Raw genomic sequence first — 25,524 nt, forward strand, 5'->3', positions numbered from 1 at the left:
CCTAGCGGCCCCCTTCCGCGCCGGCGCCCTCGAAGGAGGCGAGGTAGTCGGCGAACTCGGACCGCTGCCGGTCGATGTGGACGTTCGGTTCGGCGTAGACGTGGTCGAAGATCTCCAGCGGCCCGGGGTCGGGCAGGCTCCGGCACTCGGTGCGGACACTCGCGCCGACCCGGTCTGCCTCGGCGTCGACGGCTGCGAAGAACGCCTCGTCGGCCAGGCCCTCTTTCTCCAGGTAGCGGCGCAGGCGCAGGATGGGGTCCTTGGCCTTCCACTCGTCCAGTTCGCTACTGGAGCGGTAGCGGCTGGGGTCGTCGTTGGTGGTGTGGGCGCCCATCCGGTAGGTGAACGCCTCCACGAGCGTGGGGCCGTTGCCCTCGCGGGCGTGGTCCAGGGCCGCACGGGTGACGGCGAGGCAGGCCAGGACGTCGTTGCCGTCCACGCGTACCCCGGGGAAGCCGAACCCCTGGGCGCGGCGGTAGATGGGCACGCCCACCTGGTGCGCGGAGGGCTCGGAGATGGCCCACTGGTTGTTCTGGCAGAAGAAGACCACCGGGGCGTGGTTGACGGCGGCGAAGTTGAACGCCTCGTTGGTGTCGCCCTGGCTGGTGGCGCCGTCACCGAAGTAGGCGATGACGGCGGTGCCGTCCTCACCCAGGGCCCCGTCGCGCTGGACGCCCATGGCGTAGCCGGTGGCGTGCAGGACCTGGCTGGCGATGACGATGGAGTACAGGTGGAAGTTGTGCTCCTTGGGGTCCCAGCCGCCGTTGGTGACGCCGCGGAACAGGCTCAGCAGGCTCTTGGGGGCGACGTCCCGGCACCAGGCGACGCCGTGCTCGCGGTAGGAGGGGAAGACCATGTCGTGGGCGCGCAGGGCGCGGCCGGAGCCGATCTGCGCGGCCTCCTGGCCCAGCAGTGAGGCCCACAGGCCCAGTTCGCCCTGCCGCTGGAGGGAGACCGCCTCGGAGTCGACCCGGCGGACGAGTACCAGGTCCCGGTACAGGTCGCGGATCTCCCCGGCTCCGACGGCCAGAGGGTAGTCGGGGTGCGGCGTGAGCTCCCCTTCGGGTGTCAGGAGCTGGATCAGCTCCGGTTCTGCGTGTGCGGTGGTGTCCGACACGTCGCTCCTTGGGTTACTCGGGGCCGAATACGCGTGGGTGAACGCTGGTCGGCCGGATCAGGGCCCGCCCACCCGGGGTGGTGGATGGCGCGGACCGCCCTCCCCATATCGTGACAGGGGTCACTATGGAGAGCGCAAGACCTCAGCGTCACCTTTGAGCCTGCCCGCCCATCATCCAGAACTCGCGCGTATGCGCAACTACCAGGCCTTCCTATGAATTGCAAGGACTTCCTACAATTTCGCACACCGGAGGGGGCGAACACGTGAAACGCCCGGTTCTCCCCGCGTGTCGGGGCAGGACCGGGCGTCGTGCGGACCGTGTGGAGGTGTCGGCCGCGGCGCGTGGGCGGGTCAGCCCGGCACGCGCATACCGCGTTCGCGGCCGTAGTCGGCAAGCATTCCGCGGAGCTGGCGCCGCGCGCGGTGGAGACGGGACATGACCGTGCCCAGGGGGGTCCCCATGCGCTCAGCCACCTCCTTGTAGGCGTAGCCCTCGATGTCCACGAGGTAGATGACCTCCTGGAAGTCCTCCGGCAGGCACGCCAGAGCCTGCTTGATGTCGGAGTCGGGCAGGTGGTCCAGGACCTCGGTCTCGGCCGAGCGCATGCCCGACGATGTGTGCGCCTCGGCGGCGGCGAGCTGCCAGTCCTTGATCTCGTCGGTGGTGTCCTGGATGGGTTCCCGCTTCTTCTTGCGGTACGAGTTGATGAAGGTGTTGGTCAGGATGCGGTACAGCCAGGCCCGCAGGTTCGTTCCCGCCCTGAACTGGTGGAAATTCGCGAACGCCTTGGCGAACGTCTCCTGGACGAGGTCCTCCGCGTCGGCCGGGTTGCGGGTCATCCGCAGGGCCGTGGGGTAGAGCTGGTCGGCGAACGGTGTCACCGCGGCGGCGAAGTCCAGAGTCTGCTCTTCGGCGCGGGTCTCACCGGTCGTGGAGGTCTGATCCGCTGTGATAGTCGTCAAGACTCCCCCTCAGGACGACCGGGTTCTCACTTCCACCCTGTGAGACGCCACCGCACGCCTCCAATGATGACACCGATCGCCGTGATAAGGGTCACGGGGGTACCGAGAGCCTTCCCAGAGCCGTTCAGCATGCGGTAAAGAACGGTGCGCCGTGCCCGCCTCCGGACTCCCCGGCGGGTATCCCGGCCCGTCCGACCGGCGTCGTGCCGTAATCTGGCGTCGCCCCTTCCGGGCGGCTCGGAAGGGGGCTTCGCCCCGCACGGTGCGCGGGGCGGCGCACACCACGTTTCTTCTGGAGGACGCTGTGGCCCGCGTCGTTGTTGACGTCATGCTCAAGCCCGAGATCCTTGATCCCCAGGGTCAGGCGATCGCCGGGGCCTGCTCCCGGCTGGGCTTCGAGGGGGTCGGCCAGGTCCGCCAGGGCAAGCGCTTCGAGGTGGAGGTCGAGGGCGAGGCCGACGACACCACGCTCGCCGACGTCCGCCGCCTGGCCGAGACCCTGCTCGCCAACACGGTCATCGAGGACTTCGAGGTCCGCGTCGCCTGAGCCGTGTCCCCCGCCGCCCGGGGAACGGGATCGAGAACACCTCCGCGGGCGGTACGTATGTCAACAATCGGACGCACGTGACCTGGATCGACACCTGATGTTCGTTTTGCACCTTCTGGCCTCGGGAACGCTCCTTAACGTGCCGGAATGATGACTCTTCGGACGTTGGGAGGTGCGCGGATGGATGCCCTGTTCTCGATCTCACTCCCCCGCCAGGCCTACACGGTCTCCGTCGTACGCGATGTTCTGGGCTCCCTCCTGAAGCGTTCCGGCATGTGCCAGGACTGCGTCGACGACGTTCTGCTGGCCACCTCCGAGGCCTGCGCCAACGCCGTCGAACACGCGGGGGCCGCGCACCACTACCGGGTCGAGGCCACCCTCGCCCCCTACCTGTGCGAAATGCGGATCTCCCACAAGGGGAGGCTCCCCGAGGGCACGGCCCTGCCCCGGCACCTGTACCTCGAACACCAGCCCCTCCCCCGGCTCAGTGCCGAATCGGGACGGGGCGTCTTCCTCATGCACCACCTGATGGACGAGGTCGACTTCAGTGAGGCGCAGCGCACCACGGTCCTGCTGCGCAAGCGCCTCACCCGGTGCGACGGGGAGGACCGGGCCAGGCCGCTGCACCCGCCCGCCGCCGCCCACGCCGCCCTGTGAGCGGACGGGGCTCCCGCCCCGCCACACACCGGCCGGGGTCACCGCACGGGCCGGCCCGCCCCGAACCCGGGTGAGCGCCGCACCGGGACACAGGTGAGCGGGTACGCTGCCAGGTGCGGACACACCGTCGCCCGGCGGTCAGCCGGGCGTCCGCCCCACCTCGTTCCACCACCCGGTCCTCCCGCGCGGAGGACACGACAAGACCCGGAGTGTGCTCATGGCAGCCCGTGTGGGCGTCGTCACCTTCCCCGGCTCCCTCGACGACAAGGACGCCGCACGCGCCGTCGCGCTGTCGGGTGCCGAACCCGTCGCGCTCTGGCACGCCGACGCCGACCTCAAGGGCGTGGACGCCGTCGTCCTGCCCGGCGGCTTCTCCTACGGCGACTACCTGCGCTGCGGTGCCATCGCCCGCTTCGCGCCTCTGATGTCCGAGCTCGTCCCGGCCGCACGTTCGGGCGCCCTGCCCGTGCTGGGAATCTGCAACGGCTTCCAGATCCTGTGCGAGAGCCACCTGCTCCCCGGCGCGCTCACCCGCAACTCCTCGCTCCGGTTCGTCAACCGCGACCAGGTCCTGCGCGTGGAGAACACCGGCACCGCCTGGACCGGCGACTACACCGGGGGCCAGGAGGTCCTGGTCGTCCTCAAGAGCGGCGAGGGCAGCTACGTCGCCGACGAGGAGACCCTGGACGATCTGGAGGCCTCCGGGCGCGTCGTGGTCCGCTACGTCGGCGGCAACCCGAACGGCTCGCGCCGCGGCATCGCCGGCATCACCAACGAGCACGGCAACGTCGTCGGCCTCATGCCGCACCCGGAGCACGCCGTCGAGGCGCTCACAGGACCCTCCACGGACGGTCTCGGGTTCTTCACCTCGGTCCTCGGGCACCTGTCCGCCGAAGCCCCGGCGCACGCCTGACACCGGCACACCCACGCACCGACAGGGAACGGTCCTCGCCATGATGACGCTGCTGCGCTCCCGCCGCTTCAAGGTCGTACTGGCGGTGGTGGTCGTCACCGGCCTCGTCCTCTCCGGACTGTGGGGCCTGTTCAGCTCCTTCCGGGCACCGGTCACCTCCCCCGCCGAGGCGCCGACGGCGGCCTCCCCCCTGGAGGCCCCGGGCGTCGACGTCCTGGGCGAGCCCCCCGAAGGGCTGTCCTACGCCTCCGACGAGACCGAGGACGTCCAGTGCACCCAGGCCGAGTGCTTCCGCCTGGTCCAGGTCGTCACCGACGGCGGCGAGCCGGTCCCCGACTCCGAGGAGGCGATCGAGTCGGTCTACCGCCACCTGCTCGACGCCGACTGGGGGCAGCTCCTCCCCGAGGGGGCCGCGTCGCCCGGCGACGTGCCCCTCGGCGAGACCTTCCTCACGGACGGGCAGGTGCTCGTGACCGACTCCTCCGACCACTCGGCACAGGACGCGCCCGCGCTCCTCATGGTGGCCGGAGCCGCACCCCCCGCACCGTGACCACGTCTGACGCGCCGGTCGGCGGACGCACCCGGCCGGGCCCACATCCGCACACCCGAACGGAACCACCCATGTCTGAAGTACCCGGCCTCGACACCGTCGCCACGGCGATCGACACCCCGGACACCGCCCAGCCCTACGCGGAACTGGGCATGGCCAAGGACGAGTACGAGCGGGTCCGCGAGATCCTGGGCCGCCGCCCCACCTCGGCCGAGCTGGCCATCTACTCCGTCATGTGGAGCGAGCACTGCTCGTACAAGTCCTCCAAGGTGCACCTGCGCCAGTTCGGTGAGAAGGCGCCCGCCAGCGACGCCCTGCTCGTCGGCATGGGCGAGAACGCCGGAGTGGTGGACGTGGGCGACGGGCACGCTGTCACGTTCAAGATCGAGTCGCACAACCACCCCTCGTACGTGGAGCCGCACCAGGGCGCGGCCACCGGGGTGGGCGGCATCGTCCGCGACATCCTCACGATGGGAGCCCGCCCCGTGGCGGTGATGGACGCGCTGCGGTTCGGCCCCGCCGACGCCGACGACACCAAGCGCGTCCTGCCCGGCGTGGTCTCCGGCATCTCCTTCTACGGCAACTGCCTGGGCCTGCCCAACATCGGCGGCGAGATCGGCTTCGGCACGGGCTACATCGGCAACCCGCTGGTCAACGCCCTGTGCGTGGGCGTGATGAGGCACGAGGACATCAAGCTGGCCCAGGCCCCCGGGCCGGGCAACAAGGTGGTCCTGTTCGGCTCCGCCACCGGCCCCGACGGTATCGGCGGCGCCTCCGTGCTGGCCAGCGCCACCTTCGACGACGCATCGCACGCCAAGCGGCCGAGCGTGCAGGTCGGCGACCCGTTCATGGAGAAGCTGCTCATCGAGTGCAGCCTGGAGCTGTACGGCCGGGACCTGGTCGTGGGCATCCAGGACCTGGGCGCCGCGGGCGTCTCCTGCGCGACCACGGAGCTGGCCGCGGGCGGCACCGGCGGTATGGACATCCGGTTGGACCGCGTCCCCCTGCGCGACCCCCGGCTCACGCCCGAGGAGATCCTCATGAGTGAGTCGCAGGAGCGCATGATGGCGATCGTCGAACCCGCGAAGATGGACGAGTTCCTGGCCGTCTGCGACACGTGGCAGATCCTCGCCACGGAGATCGGCGAGGTCACCGATGTCACCCCCGAGGAGGCCGAGCGCGGCGGCCGACTGGTGATGACCTGGCACGGGGAGACCGTGGTGGACATGCCGCCGCGGACCGCCTCCGACGAGGGCCCCGTCTACGAGCGCCCCTACGCCCGCCCGACCTCCCAGGACGCGCTCCAGGCCGACGACGCCGCCGCCCTGGCGCGCCCCTCCGACGACGCGGAGCTGCGCGGACAACTGCTGCGGGTCCTAGGCGCGCCGGGCGTGGGCGACCCGACGTGGGTCACCCAGCAGTACGACAGCTACGTGCGCGGCGACACCGTCGTGTCGGCCCCGCACGACTCCGGCATGATCCGCGTGTCCGACGACTCGCAGCGGGGCGTGGCCCTGGCCACCGACGGCAACGGCCGCTTCACGCGTCTGGACCCGTACACGGGGACACAGCTCGCGTACGCGGAGGCCTACCGCAACGTCGCCGCCACGGGTGCCCGGCCGCTGGCGGTCACCAACTGCCTCAACTTCGGCTCTCCCGAGGACCCGGGGGTCATGTGGCAGTTCGCCGAGGCCACGCGGGGCCTGGCCGACGCCTGCCAGGAGCTGGGCACACCGGTGACCGGCGGCAACGTGAGCTTCTACAACCAGACCGGTGACGTGGCGATCAACCCGACCCCGGTGATCGGCGTGCTCGGAGTGATCGACGACGTGCGGAACCGCCTGCGGTCGGGCTTGCGCACCGACGGTGCCACCGTGTTCCTGCTCGGCGAGACCCGAGCGGAGTTCGGCGGTTCGGCGTGGGCCGACGTGGTCCACGGCCACCTGGGCGGACTGCCCCCGCGGGTGGACCTGGCCGCCGAGGCCGCGCTGGGCGAGGTCCTGGCCGCGGCCGCTGACCGCGGCCTGGCCGACGCCGCCCACGACCTCTCCGACGGCGGTCTGGCGGTCGCGCTCGCCGAGTCGGCGCTGCACGGCGGCCGGGGCGTGCGGGTGGAGCTGAAGGGTGACGCGTTCACCGCCCTGTTCAGCGAATCCGGTGCGCGGGCAGTCGTGTCGGTGGCTCCCGAGCACCGGGAGGCCTTCCTCGCGCTGGCCGCCGAGCACGGCGTGCCCGCGGCCGCGATCGGCACGGTGGGCGGCGACGCCCTGGCACTCACCCACCCGGCGGGGGCCCTGGAGGTGCCGCTGGCCGAGCTGCGCACCGCCTACGAGTCCGCCCTGCCCGCCCTCATGGACGGCGTGTAGTACCCGCGCGGGGGTGCCGCACGGCACCCCCGCGCGGGTATCAACCGACTTTCAACTGCTCGTCACCGAAGTCCGCAACGATGACCAGGGTCCCACCCAAAGCCGAGACGTAGCGGTCCAAGACATCGCGTGTGGAGAGGTCCCCGGCCTCGATCTGGGACACTCGGGCAACGGAGACACCCATCCGCTGCGCAACCTGCGCTTGGCCCAATCCTCGGCGCTTGCGCATTTCGACCAGTCGCCATGCCCTCGCCCCGTCGAGGAGTCGCGCCACAGCCTCCTCGAATGCCTGTTCTCCTCCAGCGGTCTCGATCGCCCGTTCCAGGTGACCGCTGCCCCGCCAGTCACGGTAGCCACTCATCCGCCCACCTCTTCCCGCCGTTCCTGCAGGTAGATCTCATAGAGCTGTTCCGCTCGCGGTATCGCCGCTCGGTACCATGTCTTCCAGGACCCTGACTTGTCTCCCGCCACCAACAGGATCGCCGAACGCCACGGGTCGAAGGCGAACAGCACACGCACCTCGGTTCCGGCCGAGGATCCAGGACGCAGTTCCTTGAGGTTGGCGATGGCCGAGCCGACCACGGTGTCCACCAGTGGGCGACCTTCAGCCGGACCGTTGCGTTCCAAGACCAGGATCGCTTGATTGACGAGTGTGTGGGACTTTCTGTCCTCTCTGTGGAGCACGTCCAGGAACTCCGCAACGTCCTCGGTCATGAGAATCTGCCACGACCCCAATGGCGTCCTCCAAGCCCCAGAGTACTCTTACTTAAGAATATTATTAAGCAACACACGGTGTTCTCTATGTGATTCTCCGAGAAAAGTCCTGGCATACACGCACCCGGCCGGGTCCGTGGAGGTGCCGCTGGCCGAGCTGCGCACCGCCTACGAGTCCGCCCTGCCCGCCCTCATGGACGGCGTGTAGTACCCGCGCGGGGGCGCCGCACGGCACCCCCGCGCCCGTCCGGCGCCCCGGCTCCCAGCGGACCCCCGCTCACCCGCTCACCCGCTGGGTAGGGGGAGAGCGTGGACCGGTAGAACAGTGGGAGACGATGCGAGGGGGCGGAGACCATGCGACGCGGACGGCTGAAGGGACCCCTGGGCAGCCACGAGCGCCCGGCGAGCGCTCTGGGATTCCGGCTGGTCCTGGCGGTGTTCGGTGCCCTGGTACTGCTGGCCGGGACGGTCGCGGCCCTCGTCTGGGCCCGTGAGCCCTGGCTGACCGTCCTGCTGGCGGCGGGCCTCATCGGCGCGTGCGTGAACGTGTACTGGGTGGGCCGCCGCCTGCGCTACGAGCGCCCCCGCCCCTGAAGGGGCCCGGGCCGCGCGCCCGGAGCCCCTCACGGGCAGGCGCGTCCGACGGGCTCACCCCGCAGCGGCTCCGCCCAGGGGCCCGGCGCCCGCTTGGCCTCGAAGAAGTCGCCGCCCTTGCTCTTGACGTCGTCGGTTCCCCAGTCCTCGTCCTGCCCGGCCTTGCGCAGGTGGGGGATGTGCTTGCGGCAGTGGATGTAGGCCTCCTCGACCCGGACCAGGGTCCAGATCAGCGCCCGCTGCCCTGGCACCTGGGGCGGGGGGAGCCCCGGGACGTCCTCGCGGATCCGCTCGTCCTCCACCAGTCTGGCCCGCCCGTTGACGTGCAGACCGATCCGGTCACGGGTGAAGTCGAGGAACATCAGCCCGACGTGCGGGTTCTCCGTGATGTTGCCGAGGCTGGCGTGGACGCCGTTGCCCCGGAACTCCGGGTAGGCGACGCTGTACTCGTCGATGACGTGGACGAAACCCTGCGGTCCCGCCCGGAAACTGGAGTCGCACTCGCCCCTGCCGTCGGAAGTGGCGATGAACAGCATCTCCTGCCGGGCGATGAACTCGCGCATACGCGGGTTCAGATGGTCGAGCATCTGGTCCCGGTAGAAGCGGTCGGCGCGGTCGGTACTGCCGAGCGCCGCCTGTACGTAGCGCTCGCCCTCCGTTCCGGGAACGGGCCGGTCCTGTCGCGTCATGGGGATTCCTCGTGGCGTCGGGGAAGGGGCTACGGGATCGGGAAGACTGCGTGGGGCGATGCGTGGCACGCGGTCAGCGGGAGGACCGCGCGGGCCGGGCGTGGCTGGGGCCGGCTCCGGACGCCCTCTGTTCGGACTCCTCGGCTCCGGCCAGCATGGTGGCGGTGATCCACTCGTAGACGAGCACCCACGAGGAGCTCATCGAGGACGACCACGTCGGCGAGATTTCACTGACCGCACGGATCAGTGCGCGACCCACGTAGGGGTAGTGCCTGGGCTCGACCCCGTACTCCCGCCGGTGCTGGGCGCCCAGTACGCGCAGTTGGCGTGCGAGGTCGTCCGGGGTGTCCAGGTAGTGGGCGACCTGGAGGAGGGCGTCGGCCATGCGCTTGTGCTGCGGGTGCAGGTTCTCGGCGAACATGCTCCGCAGGTCCGGGGCCATCTCGAAGAGGTTCTGGTAGAAGCGTTCGGCCAGGAGGGTCGACCCGGCTGGCAGCGCCGAGCAGGAGACGCGGACCGCCTCGATGGCCGACCGGTCGGGGAGGGGGACACTGCTGAGCGATCGGGGAGGCATGGGGTTCCAGGTGGGTCGGTGAGCAGAGGGGCACCGGACCGTCGGGGGAACGAGCGACCGTACGCACCGCTCGTGGCGGAGGTGCTGGAGGAAGGAAGTGCAAGGGCTGTCGGCACGTCGTCGTCACCGGGCCCCGCTGGGAGACGGCAGGTTCACCGGACCCCGGTCCACGAGATCGCGCAACCGGAGGCCGCCGCAGCGACGGCACCTACGGAGTCGCCGTGGAGGGGTTGGAGTCCGCATCACACCTACCTGTCACATACAGCGGTCGTACTGTAACAGAGGTCACCCTCTGGCACACACTCATCGTGGTCACGGTGGGGACGGATCAGCAGCACCGCCCGGAAGGCCGTCAGGGCCGGTCGCGGTCGGCGCGGATGAGGTCGGCAGCGCGCTCGCCCAGCGCCAGAACCGTCACCATCGGGTTCGGCGTGGGCAGGGCGGGGAACACTGAGGCGTCGGCGACACGCAGGCCGCGCAGGCCGCGCACGCGCAGCCGGGGATCGACCACCGCCGCCGGGTCGTCGGCCGCGCCCATCCTGCAGGTGCCGGCCGGGTGGTAGACGGTGTGCGCCACGCTGCGGCCGTACTCCGACAGCTCCTCGTCGGTCCGGACACCGGGCCCCGGAGCGACCTCGCGCCTGATCCAGGAGCGGAACGGCTCCGTGGCGGCCACCTCTCGGGCGATCCTGAGGCCGTCGACGACCGTGCGCTCGTCGTAGCCGTCGGGATCGGTGAAGTAGCGGAAGTCCAGCGCCGGCGGTACCGCGGGATCGGCACTGGTCAGGAAGAGCCTGCCGCGTGAGCGCGCCCGGGGGACGTTCGGGGTCATGCACACCGCGTGCCCCTCGGGCGGTGTGTCATGGCCCAGCCGCCGGGTGTGGTCGTCGAAGGCCAGTTGGTACAGGTGGAACATCAGGTCCGGGCGCGGATCGGAGGCGTCGCGCCGCACGAACAGGGCCGCGTCGGAGTCCATGACCGTCTCCGGGGGCACCGGCCGCACGGTTTCCCACATGATGATCGACTCGGGGTGGTCGAGCAGGTTCTCCCCGACCCCCGGCAGGTCGTGACGGGGGTCGATGCCGACCGAACGCAGTTCCCCGGCATCGCCGACCCCGGAGAGCAGGAGCAACCGGGGACTGTCGACGGCTCCGGCGGCGAGGACGACCTCCTCGCGGGCGTGCACGGTGACGCGCCCGCCGGACGCGGTGGCGGCGCTGACGCCGGTGGCCCGGTCGCCGTCGAACACGATCCGGTCGGCCCAGGTCTCCAGCATCACGGTGAGGTTCTCGCGCACACCCATCACGGGGTGCAGGTAGGCGGTGGAGGCCGAGGACCGGTGGCCGGTGTAGGGGTCGTAGGCGACGGACAGGAAGCCCGCCCCTCCGGAGAACCCGCCACCGTGCGAGGTCAGGGCGTTGAAGTCCTCGACGACCGGGACGCCCGTGGCCGCCGATGCCGCGGCCACCCAGTCCGCGACCATGGCGTTGCGGTGCTGGCGGGCGACCGGCACGATGTCGCACCTGATCCGGTCGGCGTAGGACTGCACCGTGGCGTTGTCCCAGCCCTGCGCGCCCAGGGCGACCCACGTGTCGAGGTCCTCCGCGAAGGGCCGGAACCCGATGAGGGTGTTGTGGGAGGAACAGCCGCCGAGCACCCGGGCCCGCGAGTGGACGATGTGGGAGTTGCCGCGCGGCTGTTCGGTGGTGGTGTACTTCAGGTCGAGGTCACCGCCGAGGACGCTCATCCAGTCGCGAAGGCGGATCACGTTCGGGTGGTCGCGGTCGTCGGGCCCGCCCTCGATGACGCAGACGGTGGTCGCGGGGTCCTCACTGAGCCTGGCGGCGATCACCGACCCGGCGGTACCCCCGCCGACGATCACGTAGTCGTACGTGGTCTCCGTCACTCCGACTCCTCCCGTTCGGTCCCCGGGGCGCGCTCCGCCCCAGGGCGACCGTATCCGCGTGCGGGCGGCACGGGGAGGGTCCGCGCGGACGACTTTCCGGGGCGGGGCGACACACAACGGTTAGGTGGCGTACATTTAGGTATGCCTAAGCTGGCCCGTCCGGCTTGACCGCCCGCACGCCCCGACCTCAACGGACAGTCTCCGCTGCGGTTCCAGGACCGCGACGACCGCCTTTCCGAGGAACACATGCTGCTTGAGCAGGAACGCCGTGACGTCTGCCTGACCGCCCGCAACCTCGCTGCCTCCGCCGGCTCCGCACCGGGAGAGGCGGGCACCGTCAGCGTCCGCAACGGGGACCTCGTGGTGATCACCCCCCACGGTGCCGCCCTCGACCAGCTCCAGCCCGTGGACTGCCCGGTCATGTCCCTCGACGAGCGCGTACTGGAGGGGCGCCGCGACCCGGCCGCGGAGGCCACCCTGCACCTGGCCGTGCACCGCGGTGCGGCCGAGTACGGACGCGATGTCACGGCCGTGGTCAACGCCTTCACCGCCGACACCGTCGCCGCCTCGTCCGTACTGGTGGAGCTGCCGCCGGTGCACCACAGGGCCGCCGCCCTCGGCGGGGTGATCGCGGTGACCCCCTACGCCACCTACGGCACCGGCGAGATCTCCGACCAGGCGGCCAAGGCCCTCAAGGGGCGCGACGCCGCGCTGCTGGCCAACCACGGCGGAGTGGCCCTGGGCCGGGGCCTGGCGCACGCGCTGGAGAACCTGCGCCTGCTGGACTGGCTCAGCGCCACCTACCTGAGGGCCCGGCAGTTCGGCGAGCCCCGGGTGCTGTCGGAGGACGAGCTGGCGCGGGTACGCGTGCGCGACACCTACGGCTGGGCGGGCCCGGACATCTTCTAGGGCCTACTCGACGCCCGTGGCCAGGACGCCGGGGAGGTCGCCGAAGCGCACCTTGGCGTCGCGGCTCACGACGGTCCGCCCGGTCTGGGCGGCGTGCGCGGCCACCATGAGGTCCAGAGCACCGCGCTTGCGCCCACCAGCGATCGTGTGTGCGATCAGCCTGGAGTGGTGCACGGCCGTGGCCTCCGTGTAATCGAGCACTTCCATGTAGGTGAGGATCTCCGCCAGCGCACGAGAACGCGCCGCCGCTCGCTTCACGGTATCGGTGAGTTCGATCCCCGCACGGAACTCGGCCACGGTGACGGCCGCGATGGCGAGTTCGTCTTGGTCGAACAGGGATCGGTCCAGAGCATCCCGCTCATAGGAGATCAGGATGTTGGTATCGAGTATCAGGCGTCGTCCCACGGGTTCCTTACCTCGTCGTCCATCACGGCCCTGGCTTTGAGCACATCGCTTTCGAACTCGTCGTCCAGCGGTTCGGCTCTCTCCAGGGCCGCACGCAGGTCCGCACCCGTGTAGCGAGGGGCGGGGCCGATCAGGGCGATCGGGGTCCTGCCCCGCGTGATGGTCACCCGTTCGCCGCTCTCGATGGCGTCCAGGAGATCCGAGAACTTTCTCGCGGCCTCGGTCGCGGTGATCGTACGCATGCACACCATGATATCTGACTATCAGATTTTTCTCGGTCTCACAGGAGAACGGAGAACTCGCCCGTCTCCCGGCTCTCGGTGCGACACCTACGGCTGGGCGGGCCCACCCGCCTCCGCACGGCCGCCCGGCCCCACTCGCCCTCGTCGTCGGGAACCTCGTCGGGCTGCGTCCAGGCCAGGTAGAGCGCGGGAACCGCGGTGCGCGCCATGTAGATCAGCCACATCACGGGCATGAACGGTTCCTCAGGAGCGGTCACTGGCCTATGCGGGGGAAGGGGACCGTGGAGAACACCACCTCCACGGGCACCTCGAAGTAGCGGGCGATGCGCAGCGCCAGGTGGAGACTGGGGCTGTACTCGCCCCGCTCCAGGTAGCCGACCGTCTGGTAGTGCACGCCGAGCGCCTCGGAGAGCTCGCGGCGGGACACGCCCCGCTCGACTCGCAGCACCGCGATCCGGTTGTAGATCGCCTCGCTGTTGCCGACCGAGGACCGCCCCTTGCGGCCCGCGCCCCCTCCGCCGTCGTCAGTAGGCACGCTTCATCGCCCTCTCCTTGGCCGCCTGGACCCGCGACCCCGACTCACGGCGGGCCATGCGCCGCAGCACGACGGGAGCCACCAGGCACCCAACCACCGCCCAGGCGGCCAGGACCGCCGCCACCACGGGCAACTGCCAGGACCCGGCGAGTTCGAGCGCGGCGTAGTCGACGGGCAGGGTTCCCGCACGCACGCCGAGGCCCAGCCAGTAGACGGGCAGCACCTGTGCGGCGGTCAGCGCCCAGTCCGGCAGCAGTTCCATGGGGAACAGGACCCCGGAGAGCGTGACCAGGGCCATGATCGGGATCATCATCAGCCCCACGAACCTGGGGTTGCCGATCAGGGCTCCGGCGATCGCCCCGATCGGTGCCATGGCCAGCAGGCCCAGGAGGCAGACCCACACGAGCGTGGCCGCGGCACCCCAGCCCCGGGGGCCGAAGCCCTCCACGACGAACAGTCCCGGCACCACCATGAGCATGACCGCCACCAGTGACATGAGCACCAGATGAGTGATCTTGGCGGCACCGTAGCCGATTATCCCGTGCGGCAGGGCCTTGGCCCGCAGGAACGTGCCGTCCTCGCGTTCGGCCGCCAGCACCTGGGCGACACTCATCGTCCCCAGCATGATCAGGATGAGCGCCACGCCACCGGAGTAGGAGACCGCCCCGTAGGCGACGGGCGCGTCGCCGACCTGCTCACCCGCGAGGAAGACCCCCACGACGATGAACACGGCGGGCAGGTACAGGTAGCCGAACAGGTCCATGGCGTTGGTGAAGGTCCCCCGGAACTCCAGGAGCCCCCGGGAGAGCCCCGCACGGACCGCGTTGCCTCTGGTGTTCTTCACCGAATCCCCTTCACGAACTCGCGGGCGGCCAGGTCCGCGTCACCGGACTCGTGGCTTCGGACCAGTTCCACGTAGACGTCCTCCAGCGAGGCCCTGCTGACCCGGAGGTCGGCCAGGTCCGCGCCGTGCTTCTCGTACAGTTCGGCGACGTGGCGGGCCGGGTGGGCGGTGGTGTGCACGTGCCGCCTTCCCCCGACCCGCCAGGAAACCTCACTGTCCTGCTCGACCAGGCCCGACAACTGTTCGACGCTGCCGTCGGCGACGATGGTGCCGCCGGCCAGGAGCAGGATCCGGTCGGCGAGCTTCTCCGCCTCGTCCAGGTCGTGCGTGGTCAGCAGGACCGTGGTGTCGTCCTGGTCGACGATGTCGTGCACGAGGGCGTGGAAGTCGCGGCGCGCCTCGGGGTCGAAGCCGGCGGTCGGCTCGTCCAGGAAGAGGACCCTGGGGCGGCCCACGACACCGATCGCCACGTCCAGGCGGCGCCGCTGGCCCCCGGACAGCTTGTTGACCCGCCGGTCCGCGTGCTCGGCGAGGCCGACCCGCTCCAGTAGCGCGTCGGTCCCATACGGCCGGACGTGGCCGGGGGTGGAGTAGGGGGCGTAGAAGCGGCCGAAGTGGTGCAGGAGGTCGCGTACCTTCCAGCGGCCGTGGTCCCGCCAGGACTGGAGGACCACGCCGATCCCGGCACGCCAGTCCTCTCCGCCCCGGGCGGGGTCGGCACCGAGGACCTCCACCTCTCCCCCGGAGCGCCCGCGGAAGCCCTCCAGGATCTCGACGGTGGTGGTCTTGCCCGCGCCGTTGGGTCCGAGCAGGGCGACGACCTCGCCCCGGGCCGCGGTGAAGTCCACGCCCTTGAGCACCTCGGTGGTGCCGTAGGCCATCCGCAGCCCGCTGACCCGGATCACGGTGTCCGCCGGTTCTCCCGACGCCTGCGCCACGGCTCTGAAGGCCGGTGCGGCTGATGCGTCCGTCATATCCCTCCCTCTTTCTGTGGTCGTTCCACTGCGATCGATAGTAGATGTACTACACAGAGAAGTACAGTAACAATATGGCCGCATCCGGACATATCCAGTCCCAACCCTTCGGCGCGTCGCCGAGCGCACGGGACCGGAAGGGGCGATGGTTCCGGTGAACGGGTAGGGATCCGACCGACACCGGACGCGACCGCCAGGAGGCTCCATGCGCTGCAGCTACATCCGACTCCTCGTCAACGACTACGAGGCGTGCTTCCACTTCTACTCCGAGACCCTCGGGCTCCCCGTCCTCCGGGGGGACACCGCCAGCCGCTACGCCGAGTTCGACGTCGGTTCCGGCACGCGCCTGGCCCTCAACCAGCGCGAGGTGATGGCCGAGGCCCTGGAGACCGACATGGCCGACCCCGAACTCCCCCACCAGGACCGGATCGCGGTGGTCTTCGAGGTCGACGACGTCGACGAGACCGCGGCCAAGCTGACGGCGAACGGGGCACGGCAGGTCCTGGACCCCAGGGACTGGACCGCGTGGGGCATTCGGGCCGCCCACTTCCGCGACCCCGACGGATACCTGGTGGAGATCAGTCGACCCTTGGTCCCCGACCTCGGCTGAGCGTCAGCGGACGAGGTACTCCGCCAGCAGTTCGGAGACCCGCTCGGGGCGCTCCACCCCCACCAGGTGCGCAGCGCCGTCGACCACCTCGAACCGGCTGTCACCGATCCCGTCGGCCAGCCTGCGGCCGTGCCCCGGCGGCAGCAGCGGGTCGTGCGCCGCCGACACCACGAGGGTCGGCGAGCGCACCGCCGGCACCAGGTGGCGCTGGTCCATATCGGCGACGGCGTCGCAGATGGACGCGAACGCCCCGGGGTCGAGCGCGCCGACCCCCTCGGTGAAGCCCTCCACCACCTCCGGTCGGCGCTCCGCCATGCCTGGGGTGAACCAGGGCAGCACGACCTCGTCCGCGACGGCGGCGGTACCGGAGGCACGGACCTCGGCCGCGACACGACCCCAGTCGTGGGACTCCGGTGTGCGCGGGGCGGCGGCGATCAGCACGAGTCGGTCCAGCGTACGCGGCGCGTTGGCGGCGATCCACACCAGCAGCGAAGCGCCGAGCCCGGCACCGACCGCGCAGACCCGGGAGAACCCGTGCTCCTCCAGCAGGTGGAGGAGGTCGAGCGCCAGTTCCTCGACCGTATAGGGCCCCTTCGGGGCGGGGGAGGCACCGTGCCCCCGGTGGTCGATCCGCAAGACCCGCCGCCGACCGGTCAGCACGGGCAGTTGGGGGTCCCACACCGACATCGTCGTGCCGAAGGGCGGGACGAGGAGTACGACGGGCGCGTGCCGCGGACCGTCGAGGCGGTACTGGAGCGGGACAAGGGCCAAGGAGAACCTCCGGGTCGACAGAGGCCAGGTTATCCCCAGACCGCCCGGACCCTCCAGCAGGGCAGCGGACCGCCTCAGAGGCCGGCGGCGACGGCCGCGCCGACGAACGCCCCGCCCAGACCCGCGCCCACGGAGGCCAGGACGTTGGCGACCGCCAGGAACCAGGTCTCGCGCCGCATGAGCCGCAGGGTCTCGTACCCGAACGTGGAGTAGGTGGACAGGGCCCCGAGGAACCCGGTCGCGACCAGGGCATAGGCCCACGCGGGGAGGGCCAGGACCGTGACGGACCCGAGGAGCAGGCAGGCGATCGCGTTGGCCGCGTGTGTCCCCCAGGGGAACACCGAGTCGTGGTGCGTCTGGACGAACCGATCGGTGAGATAGCGCAGGGGCGCGCCCAGGGCACCGCCGATCGCCACCATGAGCAGGGTCATCCGCGCCGCCCGGACAGGCGCTCGGTCAGGGCGACCCCGGCCCAGGCCGCGGTCAGCCCGCCGACCAGGTTGGCCGCCAGGAAGAGCAGTGCCATCGCGGCCTGCCCGGCGGTGAGCAGGCCCTGGGCGTCGGCGATGTGCGTCGAGAAGGTCGTGTAGCCGCCGAGGAACCCGACCCCCAGGAAGGGGCGGAGCAGGGTCAAGTGCGGCAGGACATCGGCGACCACCACCATGAGGACACCGATGAGCAGGCAGCCGGTGACGTTGACGAACAGAGTGGAGACGGCGAAGCCGCCCCCGGGCAGTGCGGTGTCGGCCCCGTGCCGGGCGACCGCACCGAGCGCCCCGCCGAGCGAGATCGCGGCGAGCACGCGCCACGGGGCGCGGTCGAGTTCGCGGCGCTGCCGGGGGACGCGCACGTCGATGTCGCTGTCGACGGGCAGCCCGTCCTCCTGGCGCTCCATGTCCGCCCTCCCTGTCGCCGGACACGGGGATTCTAATCCCACCGCCGCGGCACGTATCCCTCCCCAGGGTCCAGCCGGCCCGGCACCATGGCAGTGTCCCTAGGCACACCCGATAGCCGGAAGGACGCGACGGGCCCGATCCGGATCGGTATCGGCGAGCGGGTCCTGCGCGCCGCCATGAGGATCTCCGGTGCCCGAACGGGGGCGGAGGCGGACACCGCGCCCAGGGAGCACGCGGCGCTCGAACGCTTCGCCGGCCTCTCCCGGACGTGGGGCTACGAAGGCTGGTCAAAGTTGCGTGCCGAGGAGAAGAACACGTGATCCGGCACCTGCTCGGGGAGAGGCACCGACAGCCTGCGCAGAAGCCGGGGAACCCCCGCTGAACCGCCCACGGGCCACCCACACAAAGGTGGCGAGGGCCGCCCCCGCATCCCCCCTCAAAGTACGGAGACGGCCCTCGCTCTGGGAAGCGGCCAGCGACTCCTCCCCCCTGGAGTCGCGGCCTTGAAGGTCCGTTCCACGGGAGCGACTCTGTCCTCCCGCGTTGATAGAGACACTACCCAGACACCCCCCGATTAACAACCCTCAGTCACAGTGACTTACTTAAAGTGATTGTCATTCCTGTTTCCCCCTCGGGCCAAGCCCCCGGCTCCAGTGTCAACCAGGGGTCATGGGCCACCGCTCCGAGGCCGCGCATAGCCTGGTCCGGTGAGACCACCGCTGCTCAGTCCCCGCTGGCTCGGCCTGCACCTGATGGCCCTGCTGGTGGTCACCGTGTGCTCGGCCGGAACCTACTGGCAGTTCGTCAGCGCCTTCGAGCCCGAGCGCGAGGTGATCACCAACCCGGCCGAGGACCTCGCCGACGCCCAGCCCCTCGACACGCTCCTGGAGCCCGGCGAGTACATGCACCCGGGCTCCTTCGCCAACACCGCCGTCGAGGTGTCCGGCGCCTACGACACCGGCGCCCAACTGCTGGTGCCGCGTCTCCGGAACGGGGTCCGGGGGTTCGACGTCGTCCTCCCCCTGGTCACCCCCGACGGACCGGCCGTCGCCGTCAACCGGGGGTGGACCGAGACGCCCGGGGACGTCGCCGCGGCGCCCGAGGGACAGGTCACCGTCAGCGGGTGGCTCCTTCCGCCCGACGGGGCCGACGGCGTCGTCCCCGTGGAGACCCCCGAGGGGCAGGTGGAGCGGATCGCGGCGTCGATCCTGGTCAACGAGTGGGACTACCCGCTCTACGAGGGGTACGTCACCCTTCCCGAGCAGGATCCGGCGACCGGGTCACTGACCCCGGTCCCCCCGCCCGAACCGCCCACCGAGATCACCGTGAACTGGCGCAGCGCGAGTTACACCGTCCAGTGGGCGATGTTCGGGGTCTCGGCCTTCGCCTTCTGGATACTGCTCATGCGCCGGGAGCTGAGGGACACCCGCTCCGAGGGAAGCGGACGGGACACCGGCGGCGGTCAGCCGGTCGCGGCGGGCTGAGCCGGGGCGGGGTCCGCCTCCCGTGCGGTCCGCTCACCCCTGACCACCCTGCGCTCGACCACGAAACCGAGCACCGGGATCGTGCCCGCCAGCACCACGCCCAGGGTACGGCCCGCACCCCAGCGGCGGCCGAGCGAGACCCACAGCACGACGAGCACGTACACCATGTAGATGTAGCCGTGCGGCATCGCGATGAACAGCATCAGCGGGGACTCGGGGCCGAACCAGTGCTCCAGCCCCGGAGGAGCCGGAGCCAGGGAGAACCGCGCCGTCTCCCCCACCAAGTACTTCGCCGGCATGGCCACGAAGGTCAGGCCGAGCAGGAAGACACCGGTCACGTACGCCAGCACCCGGTACAGCGTGAACGACACGCGTGCGCTGTCCACCTTCTCCTCACCCCATCCACGAGACTGGGCCCCGGCGTCCGGGGCTCCCTCCCGAGGCTAAACGCCGCCCGGAACCGCCCGGTTCCGGGGTGCCCGCAGGTGGAGCGAGATCACACCGCCACCGACCGGCTGCGGACCGCCGTCCGCAGCGGGCTGCTCCAGCGCCCGTCCGAACTGGCCGTCCAGGCACGGGGGATCATACGCAGCGACAGGTAGGCGTCCATCAGGCGCACCGGGAAGAAGAACAACCCGTACACCAGGTAGGACGGCCGGCGTCGAACCATCGCCATGACGCACGTGAGGGCGTAGTCCGGCACGAACAGGCCGACCAGGATCGCCATCGGCGGCAGGAGGGCCGTCACCGCCGTGTACCCCTCGCCGTAGTAGGGCCATGCCAGGGCCGCCTCCCCGCCGACCACGCCCACCAGGACGAACAGGCCGATGGCGGCCGTCACCAGCAGGACGGCGGAGACGAGCACCACCTCGACCACGTACAGGGCCAGGGCCGCCCAGAACGATCCGGGCCACACCCCGTGCCGGCGGATCGTCTGCCAGAAGCCCAGCGTCCAGCGTCCCACCTGCTTGTAGTAGTCCCTGAGCGTGAAGGGGTCCTGGCTGTAGGCCTTGGTGTCGGGGTTCAGCGAGATCCGGCCCAGCCTCTTGCGCTGGAGCTCGAAGGTCATGTTGAAGTCCTCGATCACCAGCCCCTTGGGATTGACCTCGATCTCCCGGAGAGCGCTGCTGCGGTAGACGCTGGCGAAGCCGGGCACGATGAAGGCGGTGTTGGTGCGCTTCCAGGTCTGCCCGAAGCGCATGAGGTACTGGAGCATGAAGTAGAGGCGGTCCCGGTAGGCCGAGATCAGTCGGCCGATGAAGGAGCGCTCGCGCGGCTTCCACTCCGACACGACGAACCCGGCGACGGCGGCGACCTCCGGGTCACGCAGCTGGCGCTTGGCCCCCGCCACGTACCCGCTGTCCAGCTCGGTGTCGGCGTCGAGGATGAGCACGCCGTCGTAGTTTTCGGTCAACTGGAACTCGTCGATCACCGCCTCCAGCGCGCCGGCCTTCCCGCGGTTGGTGAGCAATTCCAGCACGTTGACCCCGGTTCCGGCCGCGATCTCGGCGGTGGCGTCCTTGGAGGAGTCGGAGACGACGTAGACGTCTTTGCGCTCGAACAGGCGCAGCGCCGACGCGATGGCGCCGCCGATCACGGGCTCCTCGTTGTGGGCCGGGATGATGACGGCGAGCCGGAGGCCGGGCTCGACGGCCTCCGCCGGCGCACCGCCGCCGGGCGGGGCGAGGAGGTCCGTGGAACCGGGCTCCGCCCCGAGTCCGGCCACGGCGGACGCGCCGCCCGGGGCCGCGCCGACCAGGACGCGCTCGTGCTCGGCCCCCTCGGCGATCCGCTCGTGCTCGGACTCGGCCGCCCCGCGTCCGCGGGCCAGGGACCGGACCGAGTCCTCACCGAGCCGCAGCAGCCCGATGACGGTCCACAGCAGCAGGTTGGCGCCGAAGGCCAGCCACAGGAAGACGTAGGCGAGTGTGCCGCCCCCCGCACCTTCCGCGGTGGTGGTGGCGAAGTCGAGCCAGTAGGCGAAGAACACGACCGCCAGGGTGAGAGCGACCAGTCCGGCCACCAACCCTCCGATAAAACGCGCGATACGCACAGCCTTGGAACCTTTCCGAAAGGCATCGGTTTTCGGACCGACATGAAACGTAAGGTCGGCGTTAGGTTGACGCCTCACGACACGGATCGGTTCACCCGGCTTCGCGTCCTATGTAGGCCACGCAAATCGTATCCACGGGCTTGCGGGAAGTGGTACCCATTAGAGGATATTTGAGCCGACACCCGGTGGCACCAGGTGTGTCAGTGGACAGAGCGGTGTCCGATATCAGTGGGAATTGACATCAATACAGGACACACAGTGACACCGGGGACTCCAGGAAGGATGCATACCACACCCCTCGGAACGGAGTGCGACGCCACCGAAACGGTGCGCGAAACGTGGGACGACCAGAACAGATCGAAGCCCCCGTGAAACCACATACACCGGTCAGCACATCTCCCACATCGGTCACCAGAAAATTACATGAAACCTCCGAAAGGGACAAGGGTCACAAGTAGGCAACACGTATCGGCGGAAGACGGCACACGGAAGCCCCGGCACGTCTCACGCACACGGACCGATCACCCCTGGACCCGGTGCATGACTCCCCGAACCACCCCCCCTCGAAGGATGGGACAGCAGCATGTTGAACACTGACTGGTCCCAGGAGCGCCTCCTGGTCCTGGCCCCCCACCCGGACGACGAGACCCTGGGCTGCGGCGGCCTCATCAGCAAGGCCAAGAACGCGGGTGCCGAGGTCTTCGTCCAGTTCGCCACGGTCGGCGACACCGCGGACCGGTCCCCCCGGGGCTTCTCCACGGCGGAGGAGCGCTTCGTCGAGATCAAGAAGGTCTGCGAGCGCTACGGGTGGGACGACTGGCACATGGCCCTGCCAGGCGACGACTTCCACCTCAGACTCGACCTGGCCGGCCGGCTCCGGCTCGCCCAGGTGTTCGAGCAGGAGAGCCCGATCTCGATCGCACGCGTCCGGCCGACGGTGGTCCTCGCCCCCCACCCCACGAGCTACAACCAGGACCACCGCGCGGTCGCCGAGGCCGCCCACACCGCACTGCGGCCCTCCAACGCCGCGTCACGGCACCACCCGCGGCTGGTGCTCGCCTACGAAGAGGCCGCCGACCAGTGGCGGACCGAAGCGGTCACCCCGCCCAACCTCCTGGTCGAACTGTCGGAGAAGGAGTTGTCGGACAAACTCCTGGCGATGGAGACCTACGGGTCGCAGAGCCATCCGCACCCGCACACCCGCTCTTCCCTCACCCTGCGCAGCCTCGCCGTCCTGCGCGGGATGCAGGCCGGTGTCCCCCTCGCGGAAGGGTTCCACGTCCTGCGCTGCCTGGCCTGACCGACGGAGCGTCTCCTCACGATCGGCACACGTCCCCACCCGTCACCTGTGTGCAATCCGTCCAGTGAAGTACAGACAGAACAACGCCTCTAATGGAGGGTTCCAACCATGAAGACCCTGGTGACCGGCGGAGCCGGTTTCATCGGCTCGCATCTGTGCGACCACCTCGTAGCGCGCGGACACCACGTCACCGTCCTGGACGACCTGTCCACGGGCACGACCGAGAACCTCGCGGGCGTCCTGGACGCCCCGGGCTTCACCTTCGTACACGGGGACATCCTCGACCGGGACCTGGTCGACGGCCTGGTCGCCGAGGCCGACTGCGTCTACCACCTGGCCGCGGCCGTGGGTGTCCACACGATCGTCGACAACCCCCTGCGCTCCCTGCGGACCAACCTGCACGGGACGGAGAACGTAGTCGAGGCCGCGGTCGCGCACAAGGTCCCGTACATGGTCGCCTCGACCAGTGAGGTGTACGGCAAGAACGACACCGACGGCCTGCGGGAGGACGCCGACCGCATCTACGGCTCCCCGACCAAGAGCCGCTGGTCCTACGCCGCCGCCAAGGGGCTGGACGAACTCGTCGCCTACGTCCACGGATCCCAATCCGGCGTCCCGTGCGTCATCACCCGCTTCTTCAACGTGGTCGGCCCCCGCCAGACCGGGCGGTACGGCATGGTGGTGCCGCGCTTCGTCGGCCAGGCCATGGCCGACGAGCCCGTCACGGTGTACGGCAGCGGCACACAGCGCCGGTGCTTCGGTTCGGTGTTCGACGTCGTCCCGGCCCTGCCCAAGCTGATGGAGACCCCCGAGGCCTACAACCGCGCCGTCAACCTCGGCGGACGCGAGGAGGTCTCGATCAAGGGCCTCGCCGACCGCGTGGTGGAGCTGACCGGCTCCACCAGCGTGATCACCTACACGGACTACGAGGAGGCCTACGGAGAGGGGTACGAGGACATGCAGCGCCGCTACCCCGACACCTCGCTGGCCCAACGGCTCATCGGCTTCGAGCCCACGCGCGGCCTCGACGACATCATCCACTCGATCGTCGACCACCGCCGCGCGGCCCGCCCCGTGCCCGCCTGACCCTCGGGACCACTCCGGTGCCCCCGGTGCGTCCCGCCCGTACCGGGTGCCGCGCACACCGCCTGACACCGCTGGCGACACGTCAGGTGAGCAGCGCACCCGCCGCCAGCACCGCGCTCAGTCCCAGGACCCCGGCACTGAGCACCCCCATCGCCCACGGCCGGGCCAAGGTGAGCGGTGGAAGCCCGGTCGCGGGGTCCCGCGTGCCCCGCCCGGTGCGCCGCCACCGGAGCCAGAGGTGCAGGCTCAGCACGGCGCACAGGAGGAGCAGCCCCGTCAGGGCCGCCATCCGCAGTGCCGGAGGTGCCGCCGGTACAGGGCTGTCACCGGGGGACAGCTCCCCCCGCACGTACAGCACGCCCACCACCAGCACAAGGAGCAGGGTCCGGTACCAGGACAGGAGGGTCCGCTCGGGTTGCAGGCCCGGATCGCGCTCCCCGTCGTCGGTCACCGCAGGTTGCCCCAGAGGATGACCAGGCACACCGCGAAGATCGCGAAGGCGGCGACGGCCGGAAGCAGGCCCATGCGCAGGGTTCCGCCCCGGCTCATGATCCGCTGCACGCGGTACCAGCGCAGCGGCGCGTAGACGGCGATGACGGCGGCCAGGAGCGCGAGGACCAGGCCCACCGTGGTGCGCTGGCCCCGGGCCCAGTCGAGCGGCAGCAGGTGCAGGACGGCGACGGCCCCGGCGAGTAGGGCAAGCGCCGTGCGCAGCCACGCCAGGAAGGTGCGCTCGTTGGCGAGGGTGAAGCGGTAGTCGACGGGACCGCCCTTCCCGGATTCCTCAGAGCCCATCGCCGCTCCGTTCCTCCTGGACAGGGGGAGACCACCCTGTCACCGACCCTAGCCCTGACGCTTCCCGCCCGCCAAACAGGACCGGTGCACGTGTCGCGCCGGAGGAGGCGGCAAGCCCTGGGGAAGCCCCGGGCACGAGGAGCGGGCCGACCGAGGTTCGCCGCAGAACGAACCCCGACGGCAGGTGGACCCCGGTTGGCGGCGGGACCCCACCGGTCATTCGGAGTGAGGGGCTCCGCGTGCGTCGGGGGCTGTGCCGGGGGCTCTCGGCGTGTCTAGCGGGTCACCAGGGACAGCAGTGACACCCACTCGCCAGCGGATACCGAGACGGTCCCCTGGTCCCTGTTCTGGGTGTCCCTGACGTCGGCGCCGTTGCCGTGTTCCCGAACTTCGACGCAGTTGCCGCCCGACGTCGAGTAGCTCGACTTGCGCCAGTCGCTCAACGTAGTTCCTCCAGCATCCTTCGCGACTGCACGGGAGGGAGCGCATAGCCCATCGCGTGTTTCACCAACCCATGCAACCGGTCATAGCTCCGCTTGTCCTCACAGAGGGTAGCTCCGTCAACATGGTCACTCGCAGCCGCTTTCCCTCCATCACGCAGATGGAACATCAACAGCATGGAAGTCACTCCGATCAGGATGGAACTCTCGGGAACCAACTGGACGCGGACGCGACCAGAGTCGGTCAACGAGAGAAGGCGCGCCACCTGTTCGGCACGCACCGTACCGGGGACGCACGTCAACGCGCTGGTGGTGTCATACCGTCGTAGCAACATCACAGGTCACAGGGGTTGCTCATGCCAGAACGACGGATGCTCACCCTCGCTGAACGCGAGGAGATCGCGCTCGCCAACGCGCGAGGAGAAGGCGTACGAGCCATCGCCCGGCTGGTCGGCCGGGACCAGTCGGTGATCAGCCGCGAGCTGGCCCGCAACACCAGCAAGCGCGGCTACCGGGCCACCACCGCCCACCAACGCGCCAAGGCCCGCCGGGCCCGCCCCCAACAGCGCTTGATGGACACCGACCCGGTG

At 70.2% G+C, this 25,524-nt stretch carries 35 protein-coding genes; 13 read left to right on the top strand and 22 right to left on the bottom strand.

Annotation, left to right across the window (positions count from 1 at the left end):
* Window position 1 precedes the first annotated feature (1 nt).
* Together pdhA and B042_RS0114110 are read right to left on the bottom strand one after the other, a co-directional pair.
* Window positions 2-1,117, bottom strand: a complete 1,116-nt coding sequence (gene pdhA, locus B042_RS0114105) for a pyruvate dehydrogenase (acetyl-transferring) E1 component subunit alpha (protein WP_028648839.1) — start codon at window positions 1,115-1,117, stop codon at window positions 2-4.
* A 351-nt stretch (window positions 1,118-1,468) separates the two neighbouring features.
* Complete coding sequence (locus tag B042_RS0114110; RefSeq protein WP_028648840.1) at window positions 1,469-2,080, bottom strand: sigma-70 family RNA polymerase sigma factor; 612 nt, start codon at window positions 2,078-2,080, stop codon at window positions 1,469-1,471.
* A gap of 304 nt (window positions 2,081-2,384) precedes the next feature.
* Here B042_RS0114110 and purS point away from each other — a divergent pair, with 304 nt between their 5' ends.
* The 5 genes from purS to purL all read left to right on the top strand — a co-directional run bounded on the left by purS (window position 2,385) and on the right by purL (window position 7,113).
* Complete coding sequence (purS, locus tag B042_RS0114115; RefSeq protein ID WP_028648841.1) at window positions 2,385-2,627, top strand: phosphoribosylformylglycinamidine synthase subunit PurS; 243 nt, start codon at window positions 2,385-2,387, stop codon at window positions 2,625-2,627.
* A gap of 180 nt (window positions 2,628-2,807) precedes the next feature.
* Window positions 2,808-3,284, top strand: coding sequence for an ATP-binding protein (locus tag B042_RS23250; protein WP_051415696.1), 477 nt, complete (start codon window positions 2,808-2,810; stop codon window positions 3,282-3,284).
* A gap of 217 nt (window positions 3,285-3,501) precedes the next feature.
* The gene (gene purQ, locus B042_RS0114125) at window positions 3,502-4,197 is read left to right on the top strand and encodes a phosphoribosylformylglycinamidine synthase subunit PurQ (RefSeq protein ID WP_028648842.1); all 696 of its coding nucleotides are present in this window, start codon (window positions 3,502-3,504) and stop codon (window positions 4,195-4,197) included.
* Between the two features lie 40 nt (window positions 4,198-4,237).
* Window positions 4,238-4,747, top strand: a complete 510-nt coding sequence (locus B042_RS0114130; RefSeq protein WP_028648843.1) for a hypothetical protein — start codon at window positions 4,238-4,240, stop codon at window positions 4,745-4,747.
* A 71-nt stretch (window positions 4,748-4,818) separates the two neighbouring features.
* Window positions 4,819-7,113, top strand: coding sequence for a phosphoribosylformylglycinamidine synthase subunit PurL (gene purL / locus B042_RS0114135; RefSeq protein WP_028648844.1), 2,295 nt, complete (start codon window positions 4,819-4,821; stop codon window positions 7,111-7,113).
* 40 nt (window positions 7,114-7,153) lie between these two features.
* Here the strand turns inward: purL and B042_RS0114140 are convergent, their stop codons facing one another.
* Window positions 7,154-7,474: a helix-turn-helix transcriptional regulator gene (locus B042_RS0114140; protein ID WP_028648845.1), complete on the bottom strand. Its 321-nt coding sequence runs from the start codon at window positions 7,472-7,474 to the stop codon at window positions 7,154-7,156.
* Complete coding sequence (locus B042_RS0114145) at window positions 7,471-7,827, bottom strand: type II toxin-antitoxin system RelE/ParE family toxin (protein WP_036555052.1); 357 nt, start codon at window positions 7,825-7,827, stop codon at window positions 7,471-7,473. The genes B042_RS0114140 and B042_RS0114145 overlap by 4 nt, the downstream gene beginning before the upstream one ends.
* A gap of 354 nt (window positions 7,828-8,181) precedes the next feature.
* On the opposite strand from B042_RS0114145, the gene B042_RS0114150 reads away from it, so the two are divergent.
* The gene (locus B042_RS0114150; protein ID WP_028648847.1) at window positions 8,182-8,421 is read left to right on the top strand and encodes a hypothetical protein; all 240 of its coding nucleotides are present in this window, start codon (window positions 8,182-8,184) and stop codon (window positions 8,419-8,421) included.
* A 29-nt stretch (window positions 8,422-8,450) separates the two neighbouring features.
* Here the strand turns inward: B042_RS0114150 and B042_RS0114155 are convergent, their stop codons facing one another.
* The 3 genes from B042_RS0114155 to B042_RS0114165 all read right to left on the bottom strand — a co-directional run bounded on the left by B042_RS0114155 (window position 8,451) and on the right by B042_RS0114165 (window position 11,590).
* Window positions 8,451-9,110: a pyridoxamine 5'-phosphate oxidase family protein gene (locus B042_RS0114155; protein WP_028648848.1), complete on the bottom strand. Its 660-nt coding sequence runs from the start codon at window positions 9,108-9,110 to the stop codon at window positions 8,451-8,453.
* 73 nt (window positions 9,111-9,183) lie between these two features.
* Window positions 9,184-9,684, bottom strand: coding sequence for a globin domain-containing protein (locus tag B042_RS23255; RefSeq protein WP_036555055.1), 501 nt, complete (start codon window positions 9,682-9,684; stop codon window positions 9,184-9,186).
* Window positions 9,685-10,036: 352 nt separating this feature from the next.
* Window positions 10,037-11,590: a GMC family oxidoreductase gene (locus tag B042_RS0114165; RefSeq protein WP_028648849.1), complete on the bottom strand. Its 1,554-nt coding sequence runs from the start codon at window positions 11,588-11,590 to the stop codon at window positions 10,037-10,039.
* Window positions 11,591-11,836: 246 nt separating this feature from the next.
* On the opposite strand from B042_RS0114165, the gene B042_RS0114170 reads away from it, so the two are divergent.
* Window positions 11,837-12,499, top strand: a complete 663-nt coding sequence (locus B042_RS0114170) for a class II aldolase/adducin family protein (protein ID WP_028648850.1) — start codon at window positions 11,837-11,839, stop codon at window positions 12,497-12,499.
* Window positions 12,500-12,502: 3 nt separating this feature from the next.
* Here the strand turns inward: B042_RS0114170 and B042_RS0114175 are convergent, their stop codons facing one another.
* Genes B042_RS0114175 through B042_RS0114200 form a run of 6 tightly spaced genes read right to left on the bottom strand, consistent with a single transcriptional unit; the run spans window position 12,503 to window position 15,499 of the window.
* Window positions 12,503-12,904 (bottom strand): type II toxin-antitoxin system VapC family toxin, encoded by a 402-nt coding sequence (locus B042_RS0114175; RefSeq protein WP_036555058.1) that lies wholly within the window; start codon window positions 12,902-12,904, stop codon window positions 12,503-12,505.
* On the bottom strand, window positions 12,889-13,146 hold the full coding sequence (locus B042_RS0114180; protein WP_028648852.1) for a type II toxin-antitoxin system Phd/YefM family antitoxin: 258 nt from the start codon (window positions 13,144-13,146) through the stop codon (window positions 12,889-12,891). Before B042_RS0114180 ends, B042_RS0114175 begins: the two co-directional genes overlap by 16 nt.
* A 38-nt stretch (window positions 13,147-13,184) precedes the next feature.
* Window positions 13,185-13,379 carry a hypothetical protein gene (locus B042_RS0114185; RefSeq protein WP_028648853.1) on the bottom strand — a complete coding sequence of 65 codons (195 nt, stop codon included), beginning with the start codon at window positions 13,377-13,379 and terminating at the stop codon, window positions 13,185-13,187.
* Window positions 13,380-13,399: 20 nt separating this feature from the next.
* Window positions 13,400-13,612 carry a helix-turn-helix transcriptional regulator gene (locus B042_RS0114190; RefSeq protein ID WP_369797706.1) on the bottom strand — a complete coding sequence of 71 codons (213 nt, stop codon included), beginning with the start codon at window positions 13,610-13,612 and terminating at the stop codon, window positions 13,400-13,402.
* 58 nt (window positions 13,613-13,670) lie between these two features.
* Complete coding sequence (locus B042_RS0114195) at window positions 13,671-14,525, bottom strand: ABC transporter permease (protein ID WP_028648855.1); 855 nt, start codon at window positions 14,523-14,525, stop codon at window positions 13,671-13,673.
* A complete protein-coding gene (locus B042_RS0114200) occupies window positions 14,522-15,499 on the bottom strand; it encodes an ABC transporter ATP-binding protein (RefSeq protein ID WP_028648856.1) in 978 nt (325 codons plus the stop codon). Before B042_RS0114200 ends, B042_RS0114195 begins: the two co-directional genes overlap by 4 nt.
* 205 nt (window positions 15,500-15,704) lie before the next feature.
* Here B042_RS0114200 and B042_RS0114205 point away from each other — a divergent pair, with 205 nt between their 5' ends.
* Entirely contained in the window at window positions 15,705-16,109 is a 405-nt protein-coding gene (locus B042_RS0114205; RefSeq protein ID WP_028648857.1) for a VOC family protein, read from the top strand.
* 3 nt (window positions 16,110-16,112) lie between these two features.
* Here the strand turns inward: B042_RS0114205 and B042_RS0114210 are convergent, their stop codons facing one another.
* The 3 genes from B042_RS0114210 to B042_RS0114220 form a co-directional block, all read right to left on the bottom strand.
* Entirely contained in the window at window positions 16,113-16,880 is a 768-nt protein-coding gene (locus B042_RS0114210; RefSeq protein WP_028648858.1) for an alpha/beta fold hydrolase, read from the bottom strand.
* A gap of 74 nt (window positions 16,881-16,954) precedes the next feature.
* Complete coding sequence (locus B042_RS0114215) at window positions 16,955-17,311, bottom strand: CrcB family protein (RefSeq protein WP_028648859.1); 357 nt, start codon at window positions 17,309-17,311, stop codon at window positions 16,955-16,957.
* A complete protein-coding gene (locus tag B042_RS0114220) occupies window positions 17,308-17,775 on the bottom strand; it encodes a CrcB family protein (RefSeq protein WP_028648860.1) in 468 nt (155 codons plus the stop codon). Before B042_RS0114220 ends, B042_RS0114215 begins: the two co-directional genes overlap by 4 nt.
* Window positions 17,776-17,862: 87 nt before the next feature.
* On the opposite strand from B042_RS0114220, the gene B042_RS23260 reads away from it, so the two are divergent.
* Both B042_RS23260 and B042_RS0114230 read left to right on the top strand, forming a co-directional pair.
* The gene (locus tag B042_RS23260; RefSeq protein ID WP_051415697.1) at window positions 17,863-18,096 is read left to right on the top strand and encodes a hypothetical protein; all 234 of its coding nucleotides are present in this window, start codon (window positions 17,863-17,865) and stop codon (window positions 18,094-18,096) included.
* A gap of 387 nt (window positions 18,097-18,483) precedes the next feature.
* On the top strand, window positions 18,484-19,260 hold the full coding sequence (locus B042_RS0114230; RefSeq protein WP_028648861.1) for an SURF1 family protein: 777 nt from the start codon (window positions 18,484-18,486) through the stop codon (window positions 19,258-19,260).
* Here B042_RS0114230 and B042_RS0114235 read toward each other — a convergent pair.
* Together B042_RS0114235 and B042_RS0114240 are read right to left on the bottom strand one after the other, a co-directional pair.
* Window positions 19,239-19,646 carry a DUF3817 domain-containing protein gene (locus tag B042_RS0114235; RefSeq protein ID WP_028648862.1) on the bottom strand — a complete coding sequence of 136 codons (408 nt, stop codon included), beginning with the start codon at window positions 19,644-19,646 and terminating at the stop codon, window positions 19,239-19,241. The two genes, B042_RS0114230 and B042_RS0114235, sit on opposite strands and share 22 nt — an antisense overlap.
* Before the next feature lie 110 nt (window positions 19,647-19,756).
* The gene (locus tag B042_RS0114240; RefSeq protein WP_028648863.1) at window positions 19,757-21,313 is read right to left on the bottom strand and encodes a glycosyltransferase family 2 protein; all 1,557 of its coding nucleotides are present in this window, start codon (window positions 21,311-21,313) and stop codon (window positions 19,757-19,759) included.
* A 586-nt stretch (window positions 21,314-21,899) separates the two neighbouring features.
* Here B042_RS0114240 and B042_RS0114245 point away from each other — a divergent pair.
* Together B042_RS0114245 and B042_RS0114250 are read left to right on the top strand one after the other, a co-directional pair.
* Entirely contained in the window at window positions 21,900-22,613 is a 714-nt protein-coding gene (locus tag B042_RS0114245; protein WP_028648864.1) for a PIG-L deacetylase family protein, read from the top strand.
* A gap of 108 nt (window positions 22,614-22,721) precedes the next feature.
* The gene (locus B042_RS0114250) at window positions 22,722-23,699 is read left to right on the top strand and encodes an NAD(P)-dependent oxidoreductase (RefSeq protein ID WP_028648865.1); all 978 of its coding nucleotides are present in this window, start codon (window positions 22,722-22,724) and stop codon (window positions 23,697-23,699) included.
* 82 nt (window positions 23,700-23,781) lie between these two features.
* Here B042_RS0114250 and B042_RS0114255 read toward each other — a convergent pair whose 3' ends face one another.
* The 4 genes from B042_RS0114255 to B042_RS26575 all read right to left on the bottom strand — a co-directional run bounded on the left by B042_RS0114255 (window position 23,782) and on the right by B042_RS26575 (window position 25,269).
* Window positions 23,782-24,150, bottom strand: a complete 369-nt coding sequence (locus B042_RS0114255) for a DUF202 domain-containing protein (RefSeq protein WP_028648866.1) — start codon at window positions 24,148-24,150, stop codon at window positions 23,782-23,784.
* A complete protein-coding gene (locus B042_RS0114260; protein WP_028648867.1) occupies window positions 24,147-24,494 on the bottom strand; it encodes a DUF202 domain-containing protein in 348 nt (115 codons plus the stop codon). The genes B042_RS0114255 and B042_RS0114260 overlap by 4 nt, the downstream gene beginning before the upstream one ends.
* A gap of 275 nt (window positions 24,495-24,769) precedes the next feature.
* The gene (locus B042_RS25090; RefSeq protein WP_081748792.1) at window positions 24,770-24,937 is read right to left on the bottom strand and encodes a DUF397 domain-containing protein; all 168 of its coding nucleotides are present in this window, start codon (window positions 24,935-24,937) and stop codon (window positions 24,770-24,772) included.
* A complete protein-coding gene (locus tag B042_RS26575; protein WP_231494095.1) occupies window positions 24,934-25,269 on the bottom strand; it encodes a Scr1 family TA system antitoxin-like transcriptional regulator in 336 nt (111 codons plus the stop codon). Before B042_RS26575 ends, B042_RS25090 begins: the two co-directional genes overlap by 4 nt.
* Before the next feature lie 21 nt (window positions 25,270-25,290).
* On the opposite strand from B042_RS26575, the gene B042_RS0114275 reads away from it, so the two are divergent.
* Window positions 25,291-25,524 (top strand): helix-turn-helix domain-containing protein (locus tag B042_RS0114275; protein ID WP_155989097.1); only part of this gene is annotated, 234 nt, incomplete at its 3' end.

The sequence above is a fragment of the Nocardiopsis sp. CNT312 genome, from assembly GCF_000515115.1.
In the GTDB taxonomy this organism is placed as follows: Bacteria; Actinomycetota; Actinomycetes; order Streptosporangiales; family Streptosporangiaceae; genus Nocardiopsis.